This window comes from Sphingopyxis sp. H053 (assembly GCF_001468225.1).
GTDB lineage: Bacteria > Pseudomonadota > Alphaproteobacteria > Sphingomonadales > Sphingomonadaceae > Sphingopyxis.
On record NZ_LNRU01000019.1, the window covers coordinates 28,399 to 45,958 of the forward strand.

General features: G+C 65.6%; 19 protein-coding genes. 8 read left to right on the forward strand and 11 right to left on the reverse strand.

The window, feature by feature from the left end; genetic code table 11:
• The first annotated feature begins 4 nt into the window (after positions 1-4).
• From ATE70_RS23365 to ATE70_RS23395, 7 genes are all read left to right on the forward strand, one after another.
• On the forward strand, positions 5-1,096 hold the full coding sequence (locus ATE70_RS23365) for a Zn-dependent alcohol dehydrogenase (protein ID WP_058539898.1): 1,092 nt from the start codon (positions 5-7) through the stop codon (positions 1,094-1,096).
• Positions 1,093-2,160: a phosphotransferase family protein gene (locus ATE70_RS23370; protein ID WP_058539899.1), complete on the forward strand. Its 1,068-nt coding sequence runs from the start codon at positions 1,093-1,095 to the stop codon at positions 2,158-2,160. Before ATE70_RS23365 ends, ATE70_RS23370 begins: the two co-directional genes overlap by 4 nt.
• Positions 2,157-2,933, forward strand: a complete 777-nt coding sequence (locus ATE70_RS23375) for an SDR family NAD(P)-dependent oxidoreductase (protein ID WP_058539900.1) — start codon at positions 2,157-2,159, stop codon at positions 2,931-2,933. Before ATE70_RS23370 ends, ATE70_RS23375 begins: the two co-directional genes overlap by 4 nt.
• Positions 2,933-3,736, forward strand: a complete 804-nt coding sequence (locus ATE70_RS23380) for an SDR family NAD(P)-dependent oxidoreductase (RefSeq protein WP_058539901.1) — start codon at positions 2,933-2,935, stop codon at positions 3,734-3,736. The genes ATE70_RS23375 and ATE70_RS23380 overlap by 1 nt, the downstream gene beginning before the upstream one ends.
• A gap of 13 nt (positions 3,737-3,749) precedes the next feature.
• A complete protein-coding gene (locus ATE70_RS23385) occupies positions 3,750-4,952 on the forward strand; it encodes a serine hydrolase domain-containing protein (RefSeq protein ID WP_058539902.1) in 1,203 nt (400 codons plus the stop codon).
• Between the two features lie 61 nt (positions 4,953-5,013).
• Positions 5,014-7,047 carry a 3-hydroxyacyl-CoA dehydrogenase NAD-binding domain-containing protein gene (locus ATE70_RS23390; protein WP_058539903.1) on the forward strand — a complete coding sequence of 678 codons (2,034 nt, stop codon included), beginning with the start codon at positions 5,014-5,016 and terminating at the stop codon, positions 7,045-7,047.
• A gap of 153 nt (positions 7,048-7,200) precedes the next feature.
• Positions 7,201-7,428 carry a hypothetical protein gene (locus ATE70_RS23395; RefSeq protein WP_231732832.1) on the forward strand — a complete coding sequence of 76 codons (228 nt, stop codon included), beginning with the start codon at positions 7,201-7,203 and terminating at the stop codon, positions 7,426-7,428.
• Positions 7,429-7,565: 137 nt separating this feature from the next.
• Here ATE70_RS23395 and mmsB read toward each other — a convergent pair whose 3' ends face one another.
• The 10 genes from mmsB to ATE70_RS23445 all read right to left on the reverse strand — a co-directional run bounded on the left by mmsB (position 7,566) and on the right by ATE70_RS23445 (position 15,724).
• Entirely contained in the window at positions 7,566-8,441 is an 876-nt protein-coding gene (gene mmsB, locus ATE70_RS23400) for a 3-hydroxyisobutyrate dehydrogenase (protein ID WP_058539905.1), read from the reverse strand.
• Positions 8,442-8,559: 118 nt separating this feature from the next.
• The gene (locus ATE70_RS23405; RefSeq protein WP_058539906.1) at positions 8,560-9,342 is read right to left on the reverse strand and encodes an enoyl-CoA hydratase-related protein; all 783 of its coding nucleotides are present in this window, start codon (positions 9,340-9,342) and stop codon (positions 8,560-8,562) included.
• A gap of 86 nt (positions 9,343-9,428) precedes the next feature.
• Positions 9,429-10,475: an enoyl-CoA hydratase/isomerase family protein gene (locus tag ATE70_RS23410; protein WP_058539907.1), complete on the reverse strand. Its 1,047-nt coding sequence runs from the start codon at positions 10,473-10,475 to the stop codon at positions 9,429-9,431.
• Positions 10,472-11,617 (reverse strand): acyl-CoA dehydrogenase family protein, encoded by a 1,146-nt coding sequence (locus tag ATE70_RS23415; RefSeq protein ID WP_058539908.1) that lies wholly within the window; start codon positions 11,615-11,617, stop codon positions 10,472-10,474. Before ATE70_RS23415 ends, ATE70_RS23410 begins: the two co-directional genes overlap by 4 nt.
• 2 nt (positions 11,618-11,619) lie before the next feature.
• Positions 11,620-12,015, reverse strand: coding sequence for a RidA family protein (locus tag ATE70_RS23420; RefSeq protein ID WP_231732833.1), 396 nt, complete (start codon positions 12,013-12,015; stop codon positions 11,620-11,622).
• Positions 12,008-12,310, reverse strand: a complete 303-nt coding sequence (locus tag ATE70_RS23425; RefSeq protein ID WP_058539909.1) for an I78 family peptidase inhibitor — start codon at positions 12,308-12,310, stop codon at positions 12,008-12,010. The genes ATE70_RS23420 and ATE70_RS23425 overlap by 8 nt, the downstream gene beginning before the upstream one ends.
• A 25-nt stretch (positions 12,311-12,335) precedes the next feature.
• On the reverse strand, positions 12,336-12,863 hold the full coding sequence (locus tag ATE70_RS23430) for a hypothetical protein (RefSeq protein WP_058539910.1): 528 nt from the start codon (positions 12,861-12,863) through the stop codon (positions 12,336-12,338).
• A gap of 59 nt (positions 12,864-12,922) precedes the next feature.
• Entirely contained in the window at positions 12,923-13,840 is a 918-nt protein-coding gene (locus ATE70_RS23435; protein ID WP_058539911.1) for a polysaccharide deacetylase family protein, read from the reverse strand.
• Entirely contained in the window at positions 13,837-14,226 is a 390-nt protein-coding gene (locus ATE70_RS23440) for a RidA family protein (protein ID WP_037512643.1), read from the reverse strand. The genes ATE70_RS23435 and ATE70_RS23440 overlap by 4 nt, the downstream gene beginning before the upstream one ends.
• Before the next feature lie 4 nt (positions 14,227-14,230).
• Complete coding sequence (locus tag ATE70_RS23445) at positions 14,231-15,724, reverse strand: CoA-acylating methylmalonate-semialdehyde dehydrogenase (protein ID WP_058539912.1); 1,494 nt, start codon at positions 15,722-15,724, stop codon at positions 14,231-14,233.
• A 98-nt stretch (positions 15,725-15,822) separates the two neighbouring features.
• On the opposite strand from ATE70_RS23445, the gene ATE70_RS23450 reads away from it, so the two are divergent.
• Complete coding sequence (locus ATE70_RS23450; RefSeq protein ID WP_058539913.1) at positions 15,823-16,710, forward strand: LysR family transcriptional regulator; 888 nt, start codon at positions 15,823-15,825, stop codon at positions 16,708-16,710.
• Here the strand turns inward: ATE70_RS23450 and ATE70_RS23455 are convergent.
• The coding region (locus tag ATE70_RS23455; protein WP_058539914.1) for a mannitol dehydrogenase family protein at positions 16,707-17,560 on the reverse strand (854 nt) is incomplete at its 5' end. The genes ATE70_RS23450 and ATE70_RS23455 overlap by 4 nt on opposite strands.

A 17,560-nucleotide genomic window follows, 5' to 3' on the forward strand; every position in this document is an offset into this window, starting at 1 on the left:
AATAGTGACCAAAGCCGCGATTCTGATCGAACCGGGCAAGCCGCTGTCGATCGAGACGGTACAGATTGCCGACTGCGGCCCGCACGAGGTGCGCATCCGCACCGCCGCGTGCGGGCTCTGCCATTCGGACCTGCATTTCATCGACGGCGCCTATCCGCACCCCCTCCCCGCGATCCCCGGCCACGAAGCCGCGGGCATCGTCGAGGCGGTCGGCAGCGAAGTGCGCACGGTGAAGGTCGGCGACGCGGTCGTCACCTGCCTGTCGGCTTTCTGCGGCCACTGCGAGTTCTGTGTGTCGGGCCGCATGTCGCTGTGCATGGGCGGCGATACGCGCCGCGCCGTCGGACAGCCGCCGCGGATCACGCGTCCCGACGGCAGCATCGTCAACCAGATGCTCAACCTGTCGGCCTTTGCCGAAACGATGCTCGTCCACGAACATGCGTGCGTCGCGATCGACCCCGCGATGCCGCTCGACCGCGCCGCGGTGATCGGCTGCGCGGTGACGACGGGCGCGGGCACGATCTTCAACGCTTGCAAGGTGACGCCGGGCGAGACCGTCGCGGTCGTCGGTTGCGGCGGCGTCGGGCTCGCGACGATCAACGCCGCGAAGATCGCGGGCGCGGGGCGCATCATTGCCGCCGACCCGGTTCCCGAAAAGCGCGCGCTGGCAGTCAAGCTCGGCGCGACCGACGTCGTCGATGCACTCGCCGACGATGCCGCAAAGCAGATTCTCGAAATCAGCAAGGGCGGCGTCGATCATGCAATCGAAGCCGTGGGCCGGCCGGCCTCGGCGAGCCTTGCGGTCGCCTCGCTGCGCCGCGGCGGCACCGCGACGATCCTCGGCATGATGCCGCTCGCCGAGAAAGTCGGGCTCAGCGCGATGGACCTGCTTTCGGGCAAGAAATTGCAGGGCGCGATCATGGGCGGCAACCGCTTCCCCGTCGACATTCCGCGCCTCGTCGATTTCTACCTGCGCGGCCTGCTCGACCTCGACTCGATCGTCGCCGAGACGATCCCGCTCGCCAGGGTCAACGAGGGTTTCGACAAAATGCGAAAGGGCGATGCCGCGCGGTCGGTCATCGTGTTCGACCAATGACGATCGACGCACAGAAAGCCTTTTCAGGCACCGTCGCACCCGAGGGCGCCGATGTGCTCGACGAAGCCAGGCTGGCCGCATGGATGGAAGCCAATGTCGAAGGCTTTGAAGGTCCGCTGACGCAGGGCAAATTCGCCGGCGGCCAGTCGAACCCGACGTACAAGATCAGCGCGCCGTCGGGCAATTATGTGCTGCGGCGCAAACCCTATGGCCCGCTGCTCCCGTCGGCGCATGCGGTCGACCGCGAGTATAAGGTGCAGGCGGGCCTGCACAAAATGGGCTTTCCGGTCGCGCGCCAATATGGCCTCTGCACCGACGACGATGTGGTCGGCAGCTGGTTCTATGTGATGGGTATGGTCGACGGCCACACGATCTGGGACGGCGCGATGCCGGGGTCGACCACCGAGAACCGCCGCGCCACATACGAAGCAATGATCGACACGCTCGCGGCGTTGCACAGTGTCGATGTCGAGGCGGCGGGGCTGTCGGACTTCGGCAAGCCCGGCAATTATTTCGGCCGGCAGGTCGACCGCTGGACCAAGCAATATCGCCTCTCCGAAACCGAGACGATGGACGAGATGGAGCGGCTCATCGAGTGGCTGCCTGCGACCTTGCCCGAGCAGACGCGGACGAGCGTCGTCCATGGCGATTATCGCATCGACAATATGATCTATGCCAAGGATCGGCCCGAAGTGCTCGCGGTGCTCGACTGGGAACTGTCGACCTTGGGCGATCCGCTCGCCGATTTCACTTATGTCGCGATGGCGTGGGTCACCGAAAATGGCGGCCGCTCCGGGGTCATGGACCTCGACCGCGCGGCGCTCGGCATCCCCGAACTCGACGAGATGGTCGAGCGTTATTGCGCCGCCACGGGGCGCGACGGCGTGCCCGACATGAACTGGTATTTTGCGTATAATTTCTTCCGCCTCGCGGGCATCATCCAGGGGATCAAGAAGCGCGTAATCGAGGGCACCGCCTCGTCGCAGCACGCGAAGGACATGTCCGAACGCGTCCGTCCGCTCGCCGAAAAGGCGTGGGACTTTGCCAAAAAGGCCGGTGCATGAGCCTGTTCGACATGACCGGCCAGGTCGCGCTGATCACCGGATCGTCGCGCGGCATCGGGAAAGCCACGGCGGAAGCGATGGCCGAACAGGGTGCGAAGGTCGTGATTTCGAGCCGCAAGGCCGACGCCTGCGAGGAGACCGCGGCCGAGATCAACGCGCGCTTCGGCGACGGCACCGCGATCGCGGTGCGCGCGAATATCTCTTCGAAGGAAGAGCTGGAGATATTGGTCGCCGAAACGCGCCGCGCCTTCGGCAAGATCACCACGCTGGTCTGCAACGCCGCGTCGAACCCTTATTATGGCCCCGGGCTCGGGATCAGCGACGACCAGTTCCGCAAGATCATGGACAATAATATCCTGTCCAACCACTGGCTGATTTCGATGGTCGCACCCGAGATGCTCGAACGCGGCGAAGGGTCGATTACGATCATCAGCTCGATTGGCGGGCTGAAGGGATCGCCGATCATCGGCGCTTACGGGATTTCGAAAGCCGCGGACATGCAGGTCGCGCGCAATTTCGCGGTCGAATTCGGGCCGCGCGGCGTTCGCGTCAACTGCATCGCGCCGGGGCTGGTGCGCACCGATATGGCGCGCGCGCTGTGGGAAAATCCCGAGAACCTCAAACGATCGACCGCCGCTTCGACCTTGAAGCGGATCGGCGAACCGCACGAGATCGCGGGCGCCGCGGTCTTCCTCGCCAGCAAGGCGGGGGCTTTCACCACCGGCCAGACCATCGTGTGCGATGGCGGAGCCACGATTTCAGGAGGCGCATGATGGGCGCGTTGGACGGCAAGGTTGCGATCATCACGGGGGCCGGCAGCGGCATCGGCCGCGCAAGCGCGCTACGCTTCGCCGCCGAGGGTGCGAAACTCGTCATCGGCGACAAGACCGAAGCGGTGCACGAGACCGCCAAGCTGGTGAAGGATGCGGGGGGCGAGGTCGTCGCGCTCGAGATCGATGCGGGCGTCGAGGCCGATGTCGCATCGCTGGTGGCGACCGCGAAAGACACTTATGGCGCGCTCGACGTCGCCTTTGCCAACGCCGGGATCATCGGCGACATGGGCGGCATTTTCGACTTCGATCCCGATGCGTGGGCCGAGACTTTGCGCGTCAATCTGATCGGCCCTGCGCTGATGGTGAAGCATGCAGGGAAGGCGATGGTCGATCAGGGGCGCGGCGGCGCGATCGTACTCACCGCGAGCGTCGCGGGGCTCAATTCGGGCGCGGGTCCGGGCGCCTATTCAGCGTCGAAGGCAGGCGTGATCAACCTCGCCAAGGTCGCCGCGCAGCAGCTCTCGACGAGCGGCGTGCGCGTCAACGCGGTGTGCCCCGGCCTCACCGAAACGGGGATGACCAAGCCGACCTTCGACTATGCCAAGGCCAAGGAAGTGACCCACAAGCTCGGTCAATTGAACCCGCTGCGCCGTGCCGCGCAGCCCGAGGAACTCGCCAATGTCGCGCTTTTCCTCGCAAGCGATCAGGCGAGCTATGTCAATGGGCAGGCGATCGCGGTCGACGGCGGCCTCACCAGCTCGCACCCGGTGACACGCCAGTTGCTCGGCCAGACCTCGCACTGATAGATCGATCAGCATGACACATGGATTCGACACCGCGCGGCTGGACCGCATTCCCGCATTTCTCGCCGCCAAATATGTCGACACCGGCCGCCTGCCGCACGCCGCGACGCTCGTCTCGCGGCGCGGCAAGATCGCGCATCTGTCGTGCATCGGCGAGGCGCGGCCGGGCGAGGCGCTGAAGGAGGATGCGATCTTCCGCATCGCAAGCATGACCAAGCCGATCACCAGCATCGCCTTCATGATGCTCGTCGAGGAAGGCAAGGTCGCGCTGTCGGACCCGCTGGTGAAATATTGCCCCGAGTTCAGGGATACCGGCGTGTTCGTCGCGGGCGGCGGCAATGTGCCCTTCCTGACGCGGCCGCCGGTACAGCTGATCCGCATGGTCGACCTGCTGCGCCACACCGCCGGGCTGACCTACGGCTTTCAGGAACGCACGCCGGTCGATGCCGCGTACCGCAAGGCAAAGATCGACGATTTCGACGCCGATTATACGATGGACAGCTTCATCGCCGATCTGGCGAAGATCCCGCTGCAATTCGACCCCGGCGCGCACTGGAATTATTCGATGGCGACCGACGTGCTCGGCGCGGTGATCGAACGCATCGAGGGCAAGCCCTTCGCGCAGGTTTTGCAGGAGCGCATCTTCGGCCCGCTCGGCATGGTCGACACCGGATTCAAGGTGCCCGCCGACCAGCAGCACCGGCTGGCCGACGCCTATGCCTTCCACCCCAGGGACAAGATGCAGGATTTCGACGGTGGCGCGAAGAGCCGCTGGGCGAAGGATCGCAGCTTTCATTCGGGCGGCGGCGGGCTTGCTTCGACGATCGACGATTATCACCGTTTCTGCCTGATGCTGCTCGGCGGCGGCAAGCTCGGCGATGTGCGGATCATCAGCCGCAAGACGCTCGACCTGATGACGTCGAACCATTTGCCCGGCGGCGGCGATTTGACGCAGCACAGCGTCGGCATTTTCAGCGAGGACGAGAATGCCGGGATCGGCTTCGGTCTTGGCTTCGCGGTGACGCTCGATCCCGCGCGCGCGGGCATTCCCGGCTCGATCGGCGACTTCTACTGGGGCGGCATGTTCTCGACCGGCTTCTTCGTCGATCCGGTCGAAGAGATTTGCATGGTCTTCATGACCCAGCTGATGCCCTCCTCCACCTATCCCGTGCGGCGCGAGGTCAAAACCTTTGTCCACGCCGCGATCGACGATTGAAGATGCAACACCGCTTTCCGTTCGCACCGCGCGAACGGGTTCCAGATTGAAGGAGTCTCCCATGTCCGAAGAAACCCCCATCAGCGTCACGCTGGAAAAGGATGGCGAAATCGCCGTCATCATCGTCAACAACCCGCCCGTGAACGCGCTGAGCTGGCACGTCCGTCAGGGGCTCGAGGATCATTTCGCCGCCGCGCTCGGCGATGACAGCGTCAAGGCGATCGTGCTGCGCTGTGCCGGCGCGACCTTCATCGCGGGCGCCGACATCAGCGAGTTCGGCAAGCCGCCGCGCGGCCCCGATTTCAACGCGGTGCTCAACAGCATCGAAGCGGCATCGAAGCCCGTCGTTGCCGCGATCCACGGCACCGCGCTCGGCGGCGGTCTCGAAACCGCACTCGTCTGCCATTATCGCATCGCGGTCCCTTCGGCGAAGCTCGGCGTGCCCGAGGTCAAGCTTGGCTTGCTCCCCGGCGCGGGCGGCACGCAGCGCCTGCCGCGCGTCGTCGGCGTCGAAGCCGCGGCGACGATGACCTCGACCGGCGATCCGCTTCCCGCAGCCAAGGCCAAGGAGCTAGGCCTTGTCGACGAGCTGGCGGGCGAAGACAGCCTCGCCGCCGACGCGATCGCCTTTGCGCGCGCGAAGATCGCCGATGGCCCGCGCCCGACGCGCGAGCGCCCGGTGTTCGGCGACGTCGCGGTGATCGAACAATTGAAGACCGCAAACGCCAAGCGCTGGCGCGGTTTCGAAGCGCCTTACGCCAACCTCGCCTGCGTCGAGGCGGCGACGCGCCTGCCCTTCGAGGAAGGTCTCGCGTTCGAGCGCGAGCAGTTCATGAAGCTGATGTTCGGCAGCCAGTCGGCGGCGCAGCGCCACATCTTCTTCGCCGAGCGTCAGGCCGCGAAGATCGACGGCCTGCCCAAGGACACGCAGCTGCGCGACATCAAGAAGGTCGGCGTGATCGGCGCCGGCACGATGGGCGGCGGGATCAGCATGAACTTCCTCCAGAAGGGCATCCCGGTGACGATCGTCGAGATGCAGCAGGAAGCGCTCGACCGCGGCACCGGCGTGATCCGCAAGAATTACGACGCGTCGGCCGCCAAGGGCCGCTTCAAGCCCGAACAGGTCGAGGCGATGATGGGCATCCTGACCCCGACGCTCAATCTCGACGATCTCGCCGACTGCGACCTGATCATCGAGGCGGTCTATGAGAATATGGACGTCAAGAAGGACATCTTCGGCAAGCTCGACAAGATCGCCAAGCCCGGCGCGATCCTCGCGTCGAACACCTCCTATCTCGACATCGACGAGATCGCGACCGCGACGAGCCGCCCCGGCGACGTGCTCGGCATGCACTTCTTCTCGCCCGCCAATGTGATGAAGCTGCTCGAGGTCGTGCGCGGCGACAAGACCGCGCCCGATGCGCTGGCGACCGCGATGGCGATCGGCAAGAAGATCGGCAAGGTCGCGGTGGTCGCAGGCGTGTGCGACGGCTTCATCGGCAACCGTATGCTCAAGCCGCGCCAGGTCGAGGCGATGAACCTGCTCATGGAAGGCGCTACGCCGCAGCAGATCGACAAGGTCCATGTCGAATTCGGCATGCCGATGGGTCCGTTCCAGATGAGCGACCTCGCCGGCGTCGACATCGGCTGGCACCGCGACCCGACGCGCATCGAGAGCATCCGCGACGCACTCGCCGCGGTCGGCCGCTGGGGGCAGAAGACCGGCAAGGGCTTTTACGACTATGACGAAAAGCGCAATCCGAGCCCGAGCGCCGAAGTCGCCGAAATCATCGAGGATTTCCGTGCACGATCGAACAAGGCGAAGCGCGAGATCAGCGATCAGGAAATCATCGAGCGTACGCTCTATCCGATGGTCAACGAAGGCGCGCTGATCCTCGCGGAAGGCAAGGCGCAGCGCGCAAGCGACATCGATGTCGTGTGGATCTATGGCTATGGCTGGCCGGTCTATCGCGGCGGCCCGATGTTCTGGGCGGGGCTGGAAGGCACCGACAAGATCGTCGCGGCGCTCGAAAAACATGGTTTCGCGGTCGCGCCTTTGCTCAAGGAAAAGGCGGAAGCGAAGGCGGGCTTCTAAGCCCTTCCCCGCTTACGAAGATCGGGCCGTCTGTCCCAGCGCGGGGCAGGCGGCCTTTCTTTTGCCTTCACACCGCCGCAGGTGCGACCGGAAACTTGCGATTCAGGGTTAAAGCGCTGGCAAGACCTGCCGTTACGGCAGAGCATGAACGCCATGTCCGCCCTCGCCGTCCTTCTGCTGACCGGCAGCGTGCCGGTGGCCGCCCCGGTGGCGACGCCGCAGGTTAGCGCGATCGGCGTGGCGCGCGCGCGGATATTGGCGCCTGCCGAGGTGCGGCGGGTCGGCGGGCGGATCGAGGTCCGGACCGGCGAGCGCAAGGCACCGACGCAGGTGCATCGCACCGAACGCCGCGATGGCGGCGAGACCGCCGACTTTTACTGAGTGTCCGTCGCCGCGATCCGATTCCGATCGCAGGATAATCTTCATGCTATCGTCACCCCGGACTTGATCCGGGGTCCATGACTTCGCCGCCGCCAGTGGATCCCGGATCAAGTCCGGGATGACGAAATGGGGAGCGGTTAGCCCTGTAGCGTCTTGATGATCGCCGAAAAGTCGCGGCCGTCCTTGTCGGCTTCGACAAAGGCTTCGTAGAGTTCGCGCGCCTTCGATCCCATCGGGACTTCGGCATCGACGCTCGCCGCCGCCTCCATCGCAAGGCGCAGGTCCTTGAGCATCAGCGCTGCGGCGAACCCGCCCTTGTAATCATTGTCGGCGGGGGTGGTCGGGCCGACGCCGGGGAGCGGCGCGTAACTGGTGAGCGACCAGCACTGGCCCGACGACACGCTCGCGATGTCGAAGAATTTCTGCGGGTCGAGCCCGAGTTTCTGCGCGAGCGCGAGCGTTTCGCACGTCGCGACCATCGAGGCGCCGAGGAGCATATTGTTGCAGATCTTCGCTGCCTGCCCCGCGCCCGCGTCGCCGGCATGGATCACCGCCTTGCCCATAAGGCCAAGGATCGGTTCGGCGCGCGTGAAGCCCTCACCGGTGCCGCCGACCATGAAGGTCAGCGTGCCGGCGTTCGCCGCCGCAATGCCGCCCGACACGGGCGCGTCAACCGCGACGAGGCCAGCATTGGCGGCGGCTTCAATATTGCTACGCGCGGTTGCAACATCGATTGTCGAGCAATCGAGCAGTAGCGTGCCGTCGTCGGCGTGTGGGAAAACGGCTTCCTGATACACAGCAGCAACGTGCTTGCCCGCCGGAAGCATGGTCACCACGGCCTCGGCGCCGGTGACGGCTTCGGCCGCCGATGCCGCGCGAGTGCAGCCCGCCTCGACCGCGCGCGTCAGCGCCTCTTCGCTGAGATCGAATGCGCGGACTTCGTGCCCCGCTTTCGCCAGGTTCGCGGCCATACCGCCGCCCATATTGCCGAGTCCGATGAATGCGATTTTCATATTCTCTCCCCTCCCGCTTGCGGGAGGGGCCGGGGGAGGGCCTGTCCCGAATATTGCACTGGCGAGGAGGAAACAGGCCCTCCCCTAACCCCTCCCGCAAGCGGGAGGGGAACTGGGCTCACCGCCCCTTCCACACGCCTTCGCGCTTTTCGATGAAGGCGGCCATGCCTTCGGCCTTGTCCTCGGTTGCGGCGAGGATCTGGAACAGGCGGCGTTCGTAGATCAGGCCCTGGTCGAGCGTCGTTTCGAACGCGGCGTTGACCATGTCCTTGTTCACCATCGCGGCCATCGGCGGCATCGCGGCGATCACCGTCGCGGTCTTTACCGCTTCGTCGACCAGCGTCGCATGTTCGACGACGCGCGCGACGAGGCCCGAGCGTTCGGCTTCGGCGGCGTCCATCATCCGGCCGGTGAGGCACATTTCCATCGCCTTCGCCTTGCCGATCGCGCGCGTCAGCCGCTGCGACCCGCCCATGCCGGGGGCGACGCCGAGCTTGATTTCGGGCTGGCCGAACTTCGCCTTGTCCGACGCGATGATGAAGTCGGCCATCATCGCAAGTTCGCAGCCGCCGCCGAGCGCGAAGCCGTTCACCGCGGCGATCCACGGCTTGCGGACCTTCTTCACAAAGTCGCTCGTCCATTTCGAGAAGAAATCTTCGAGGTAGAAATCGGACGCCGGCTTGTCGGCCATTTCCTTGATGTCGGCGCCCGCGGCGAACGCCTTGTCGCCCGATCCGGTGAGGACGGCGCAACGCTGGCTGTCGTCGGCTTCAAAGGCCGCAAAGGCGGCGATGAGGTCGCCCAGCACACCCGAGTTCAGCGCGTTCAGCGCCTGCGGGCGGTTGAGCGTCACCAAGGTGACGGCCCCGCGCGTTTCGACGAGGAGGGTTTCGTAGGTCATTCGGTATTCTCCAGATTTTCGTCATGCCGGACTTGATCCGGCATCCATGGGCGCGTGGACCCCGGATCAAGTCCGGGGTGACGAACTTAGGTGAGCGGGGTCCATTTCTCATTCTCGGGCAAAGGCGCGAAGATTGCGTCGATCCAGTCGTCGGTGACCGCCTCGGGCGTCGGCGGATCCCATTTCGGGCTATTGTCCTTGTCGACGATCAGCGCGCGCACGCCTTCGATGAAATCGTGCATCTGGACGACGCGGCTGCCGATTGCATATTCCTGCGTCATCTGCGCGGCGAAGTCGTGCATCTCGCTGCCTTGCTTCAGCTGGCGCAGCGCGACCTTGCACGTCTGCGGCGATTTGCCGTGGAGCGTCGCGAGCTCCTTTTCGGCCCATTCGCCGCCGTCGGCTTCGAGCGCGGCGAGGATATCCTCATAGGTGTCGCTCGCGAACAGGCGGTTGATCCGTTCGAGATGCTGGGTGATTCCGGCGGGCGGCGCGGTGACCGACAGCTCGCCCAAGATGCCGCCGATGCGGTCGGGGTCGACCGCGATCCGCTCTTTCGCCTCGGCGAGCTTTTCGGACGGCAGATAATGGGTGGCGAGGCCGAGCGCCAAACACTCCGCGCCGTCAAGCCGCGCGCCGGTGAGCGCGAGATAGGCGCCGACGCGCCCTTCGAGGCGCGGCAGATACCAGCCGCCGCCGACGTCGGGGAACAGGCCGATTCCCGTCTCGGGCATCGCGAAGCGCGTATGTTCGGTCGCGACGCGATATTTCGCCGGCTGCGAAATGCCGACCCCGCCGCCCATCGTGATGCCGTCCATGAAGGCGACGACGGGCTTGGGATAGGTGAAGAGCAGATGGTTGAGGCGATATTCGGTGTGAAAGAACTGGCGCGCTTCCTTGCCATCCTTCGCGCCGCTCTCCGCAAGCATGCGGATGTCGCCGCCGGCGCAGAAGCCGCGGCCCTCGCTATGGTCGATGATCACCGCCTCGATCGCGTCGTCATCGCGCCACGCCACCAGCGCGTCGATCATCGCTTCGCACATGGCGAGGTTGAGTGCGTGGATCGCCTTCGGGCGATTGAGCGACAGGCGGCCGACGCGAACGTCGGCGCCTACAAGCACATCTTCGGTCATTGGCGCAGCAGGTCCCTTCCGACGATCATCCGCATCACCTGGTTGGTGCCTTCGAGGATCGAATGGACGCGCAGGTCGCGCCAGAAACGTTCGATCGGATAATCGCGCAAATAGCCGTAGCCGCCGAACAGCTGGAGCGCGTCGTTGACGATCTTGCTGCCATTGTCGGTCGCGAGCCGCTTCGCCATCGCCGAGAAGCGCGACTTGTCGGGGGCGTTCGCGGTGACCTTTGCCGCCGCCATATAGAGCAGGGCGCGCGCGGCCTCGAGGTCGGTCGCCATGTCGGCGAGCATGAACTGGGTGTTCTGGAAATCGGCGATCGGCTGGCCGAACTGCTGGCGGTCCTTGGTATAGGCGATCGCTTCGTCGAGGCAGCGCTGCGCGCCGCCGAGCGAGCAGGCACCGATGTTCAGGCGCCCGCCGTCGAGCCCCGCCATCGCAAAGCGGAATCCGTCACCCTCGGCGCCGACGAGATTTTCGACGGGGACGCGGCAATCTTCGAAAATCACCTGCGCCGTCGGCGAGGCGTTCCAGCCGAGCTTCTTTTCGGGCGCGCCGAAGCTGAGGCCCGGCGTGTCCTTTTCGACGACGAGGCAGCTGATCCCTTTCGACTTTTCCTCGCTGGTGCGGACCATGCAGACATAGATGTCGTTATAGCCCGCGCCCGAAATGAACTGCTTGGTGCCGTTCAGCACATAATGATCGCCATCGCGTTTTGCCGTCGCCTTGAGCGCCGCGGCGTCGGACCCCGAACCCGGTTCGGTCAGGCAATAGCTGGCGATCTTCTCCATGCTGACGAGGTCGGGCAGGAAGCGCGCCTTGATCTCGGCGCCGCCGAAGCGGTCGATCATCCATGTCGCCATATTGTGGATCGAGACATAAGCGCTGGTCGCGGGGCAGCCATAGGCCATCGCCTCCATGATCAGCGCCGCTTCCATCCGGCCAAGCCCGATGCCGCCCGATTCCTCGCCGACGTAAATCGCGCCGAAGCCCAGCTCGCCCGCCGCCTTCCACACGTCGACGGGATAATGATGTTTCTCGTCCCATTCGGCCGCGAAGGGCGTGATGCGGTCGGCGGTGAATTTGCGCGCCATATCCTGGATGGCGAGCTGGTCGTCGGTAAGCTGGAACTGGTCGGTCATGGTCATTTCTCGATGATGGCTTCGGCTTCGATTTCGACTTTCCACTCGGGGCGGATCAGCGCGGGCACAACCAGCATTGTCGATGCCGGTCGGACATTTTTGAATGCCGATCCGTGCGCGCGACCAACAAGGTCGGCGTCGGCCGCGTCGGTGATATACATTCGCGTGCGCACGACGTCGGCGAAGCTGCCGCCGAGCGCCTCGAGCGCCTCGCCGATGATTGCGATACAGCGCGCCGCCTGAACCCCGGCGTCGCCGGGGGTCGATGTACCGTCAGCCTCGATCGGCGCGCAGCCCGCGACGTCGATGCGGTTCCCCACCCGAACCGCGCGGCTGTAGCCGTAGACCGGTTCGAACGGGGACGCCGAGCTATGGTTGCGGCGCGTGCTGTCAGCCACAGCTGATCCGCTCGATCTTGAGCGCATCGTCATAGGAGACGGTGAGCCGGTCGGGGCGGAAATCCATGGTGACCGCGGTGCGCGGCGGCACCCAGCGCAGCGTCCGCGCGCCGCTGCCCTTGAGGAGCTGGCCGCCGACGTCGGCAGTCGCGGTCTGGCCGACGAGCGATTGCACCGCATCGGCGTTGCACGCGGCCTCGGCAGGCGGGGTCGGGGTTGATTCGACGGGCGGCCGCTCCTGCGTACAGGCGGCGAGCGGCAGAAGGGCGGCGATTGCCAGCATGCGAATGTCCATCGTGAATCTCCCTTTCAAAAAACCGTCATCCGGCGCAGCGCGTATAGCGCATCGCGCCCGCAGCGGCACCCTCGCCGGAGTCGCGGCGGACGAGCGTCTTGCCGCCGTCGGCGAGGTCGAGTTGCATCCGGCGATCCCATTCGACGCCCTCGCCGCTGAACTTGTAGTCGGCGACAATGCGGTCGGCGTCGCTTTCGCGAACGCGCGCGAGTTCGCCATGCGATTCGTAGAAGCGCAGGTTCGTCGCATCGATCGTCAGCGCGGTGAGGTCGGTGCCCTTCTTCGCCTTGCAATCGGCAACCTTGAGCGCCCAGCGGCCGCGGATCGCGGACGGGATCGTCTTGCCGTCGCCAGCGGTTTTGGTTTCGGGCTTCGGCGGGGTTTCCTCGGCGACATCGGGCAGGTCCGCATCGACCGCCGGTTCGGCGGGCGCGGGGCGCTCGGCCTTTTGCAGCGGCGAGATCGCTGCGCTGTCTTCGGGCTGGGATTTATCCTCGCCGCCGCTGCACGCGGCGAGCAGCAGCAATCCGGCGGGAAGCATCAGGCGGGTCATCGGCAATCTCCTTAGAAAAGAGAATGCCCGGCGCAGCGTGCGGGTTTCATCGCCGCGCATCATTCGCCCAGCACCTTGTCACGGAACACCGCGGTTGCGAGATCGGTCTGGTTATAGCGATACCAGCGCGGCGCGGGGACACCCGCAGCCCAAGCGAGCGCTTCGGTCAGTGTGCCGTTCGCGGCCGGCGTGTCGGGCATTTCCTTGCCGATCGGATCGGCATAGGCGGTATCGGCGCTGACGACGGTCCAGCCCGCGTTGCGCAACGCACGGACGAGGTCGCCGATATGGAGCGCGGCGAGATCGGTTTCGTGGAGAAGGAGCATCTGGACCGGCTGGCGGCCGGTGACACGCCGCATCATCGCGTCGGCGAAATCGGCGGCCTCGACATGCCAGCTGACATAGAGGTCGCCGAGCGCCTTGCGGTCGATTGTCTTTCCCGCCTGCACGGCCTCGCGCGTCAGGTTTTCAAGATGCCAGTCCGACGATTCGGCCGTGACATAGCCGTTGCGCAGGCCGCGCGCGGCGAGGCCCGCACGCAAGGCATCGCGCTTCGCCTTGTCCTTTCCGCCCTCGTCGAGGAAGGGAAAGCGGAACCACGGACGATAGCCGGGGCGATCTTTCAGCCAAGCCTCCGCCGCATCGATGTCGGCCAGATAGGCGGCGGTATCGGTCGTACTCAGCCGCTTGTGGCTGTTGCTGTGGTTCGCGATGACATGGCCCGCTGCGACATAGGCGGCGATGCGTTCCGCCCCGCCCACGCCGTCGCCCTGCCCGATCGCACCCGGAACGACGAAGAAGACCGCTTGCGGGGCTTTTGCCTTCTTCAGTTCCGCGATGATGCGCTGCGCGCGCTCGTCGGAGGCGAAGAAGGCACCGGCATGGCGCGGAACATCGTCGAAGCTGAGCGCGATCTGCTTTTGCGCGTGCGCGGGCTGCGCGAGAAGCAGGAAAAAGATCGCGAGCCACAGCCTCATTCGGCGGCCGCCACGATCTCGATCTCGACCAACCAATCGCTTTCGAGCGTCTGTGCGACGATCGCGGTGGTTGGAATGCGCCGCGTACCGAGCGCCTTGAGCCGGGCGGCGGCATTGGCCTCTGCATAGCTTGCATCGCGCAAATAGCTGGTCAGCCGGACAATATTGGCGGTGTCCATATCTGCGCTGGCCAGAATCGCGCGGAGATTGTTCCACACGCAATCGAGCTGTTCTTCCAGCGTCGCGGGAGCCGAGAAATCCGGTCTCAAACCCATCGTGCCACTGACGAACAGCAGCCGCCCGGCCCCGCGAACCTCCATCGCATGCACCCAGTCACCGCCGGTCGCGTAAACGCCCTCGGTCGGATTATGGGGGATCATCTCCATCGCCTTACCCCATCGTCGGGATGACGAAGGCGTTGCCGCCGTCGGGCGATCCGTCGGGCCAGCGCTGCGTGATCGTCTTGACCTTGGTCCAGAATTTCACGCCCTCCATGCCGTGCTGGTTGGTGTCACCGAACGCCGAGCGCTTCCAGCCGCCAAAGCTGTGATACGCAACGGGCACCGGGATCGGCACGTTGATACCAACCATGCCGACATTGACGCGCGCGGCGAATTCGCGCGCGGCGTGGCCGTTGCGCGTGAAGATCGCGACGCCATTACCATACTGGTGCTTCGAGGGAAGTTCGAGCGCGGTTTCGAAATCGGGGGCGCGGACGATCTGGAGCACCGGGCCGAAGATTTCTTCCTTGTAGCTTTCCATGTCGGTGGTGACATGGTCGAACAAAGTCGGGCCGATGAAGAAGCCCTTTTCATGCCCCTGAAGCGAGAAGCCGCGGCCGTCGACGACGAGCTCGGCGCCCTCGTCGGCGCATTTCTGGATCCAGCCTTCGACCTTTTCCTTGTGCGCCTGCGTCACCACCGGGCCGTAATGCGCCTCGGCATCGGTCGACACGCCGACGCGCAGCGCGGCGATCGCGGGGATCAGTTTTTCGCGGAGGCGATTCGCGGTGTCCTCGCCGACGGGGACTACGACGGGTAGCGCCATGCAGCGCTCGCCCGCCGAGCCGAAGGCCGCGCCGGTCAAATCGTTGACGACCTGGTCGAGATCGGCGTCGGGCATGACGATGCCGTGGTTCTTCGCGCCGCCCATCGCCTGCACGCGCTTTCCGTTCGCAACGCCGCGATTGTAGACATAATGCGCAATATCCGACGAGCCGACGAAGCTGACCGCGCCGATATCGGGATGATCGAGGATCGCGTCGACCATTTCCTTGTCGCCGTGGACGACCTGGCAAATGCCCTCCGGAAGGCCGGCTTCGAGAAAGAGTTCGGCTAGGCGCACGGGAACCGACGGGTCGCGCTCGCTCGGCTTGATGATGAAGGCGTTGCCGGTGGCGATCGCAACGCCCGACATCCACAGCGGGATCATCGCGGGGAAGTTGAACGGGGTGATGCCCGCGCCGATGCCGATCGGCTGGCGCATCGAATAGACGTCGATGCCGGGGCCCGCGCCCTGCGTATATTCGCCCTTCAGCACATGCGGGATGCCGCAGCAGAATTCGATGACTTCGAGCCCGCGCTGGATATCGCCCTTCGAGTCGGCGATCACCTTGCCATGCTCGCTCGACAGCATGTGCGCGAGGCTGTCCATATTCGCTTCGACGAGGCGCTTGAATTCGAACATCACGCGCGCGCGGCGCTGCGGGTTCGTCGCGGCCCATGCCGGCTGCGCCTTCTTCGCCGCGGCGACCGCGCGGTCGAGCAATGCCGCGTCGCCGAGCGCGACCTGCGCCTGGACGCCGCCGCTGTTGGGGTCGAAGACGTCGCCCTGGCGGGCGCTGCCGCCGGCACCGCCGACGATGTGATGGTCGATCTGTCGCATATCCCGAGTCTCCCGTAAAATCTTGCCGCTGCCACAGACCATGTACGCCCGATTTGCAAGGGATAGACTTGCAGGACGATACTGCATATTTGCAGGTCATGGATTGGGATAGGCTGCAATATTTCCTGTTCGTCGCGCGTCACGGCACGCTCGCGCGTGCCAGCGCGGCGCTGCACGTCGATGCGACGACGGTGAGCCGGCGGGTGAGCGCATTGGAGGCCGCGCTCGGCCAGACTTTGTTCGAACGCGCGCCGTCGGGTTTCGTCCTGACCGCGGCGGGCCGGGCGCTCGTTCCGCACGCCGAAGCGATGGCGGCGGCGGCGGCGCGCATCCATTCGGCGCGCGAGGATGCGGCGGCACTGTCGGGGCAGTTGCGGGTCAGCGTATCGGAAGGATTCGGCAACAGCTTCATCGCGCCACGGCTTGCGGGTTTCGTCGCGGCGCATCCCGAACTCGAGATCGACCTTGTCGCCTCGTCGGGCTTCCTCAACCCGTCGCGGCGCGAGGCCGATATGGCGGTGCTCCTCGCACGGCCGCGCAAAGGCCCGCTGATCACGCGCAAGCTGTCCGATTACAGCCTCGGCATTTATGCGCCCGCTGATCGGCGCGACTGGCAGGAAGCGGTTGCCGCCGCGCCGTTGTCGCGCACGGGGATCCCGGTGATCGGCTATATGCCCGACATCCTCTACGCGCCCGAGCTCGACTATCTGGGCGAGATCGAGCCGGGGCTGCGCGCGACGGTGCGCTCGTCGAGCATTCTCGCGCAGCGGCGGATGATCGCGGGCGGCGCGGGGGTCGGCGTTTTGCCCTGTTTCCTTGCGGCGGGCGATCCGGAGCTGGTGCGGGTGCGGCCCGAACAGACGGTCGCGCGCGCCTTCTGGCTCGCGCTCCACCGCGATGTCGCGCCGCAACCGCGTATCCGGGCGTTTATTGACTGGCTCGATGCCGAGGTGCGCGAGAGTCGGGGGCTGCTGGTTCCGGCCTAGGCGGGGCGCCAGTCGGAGACGATCAGGCCTCCATCGCCGAACAGTCTTTCGATTGCATCCGGACCCGCCGCCGCTTCGCGCAGCTTGTCCGCGAGCGGATCGTCAATCGGGTGGTCGCTCCGCAGGAAGGCGATCCATGCGGCAATCGCAGCCTCGAGTGCGGGGCAACGCTGCCCACGGTGCTGGTGCCAGGCGAGCGTTTCGAGCCAGCGCTGGGGAATCTTCTGGCTGCCGTCCATCGCGATCTGGATCAGGCGATGGTGGAGCGCGGGGTTGGCGAAGCGACCGAGCAATGCATCGGCATAGGCGGCAAGGTCCTGCCCCGGCGCGGCGTCGATCGTCGGCGCAGCCTCGTCGCGCATCAGTCGGTCGATGACCGGACAGATATCGGAATCGGCGATCGCCTGATGGACATATTCGTGCCCGCGGCCGAGCCCGGTATAGGCGAGCGCCGAATGCGCGCCGTTGAGCATGCGCAGCTTTGCGGTCTCGTAGGGCGCGACGTCGGCCACCAGCTCGGCGCCGACCTGTTCCCAGCGCGGGCGCGGGCCAGCGAAATCATCCTCGATCACCCACTGGCTGAAGTCTTCGGTGACGACCGCACCTTCGTCGCGCGCGCCGAGTGCGGCTTCGACGGCGGCGCGGTCGGCATCGGTGGTCGCGGGGACGATGCGGTCGATCATCGTCGCCGGGCATCGGCATTCGCTGTCGAACCACGCGGACAGGTCGGGATGACAAGCGTCGAGATAGTCGCGCATCAAGGCGCGCAGCACCGCGCCATTGCCCGCCAAATTGTCGCAGCTGAGCAGCGTCAGCCCGGGCAGGCCCGCAGCCTTGCGCGCCGCGAGCC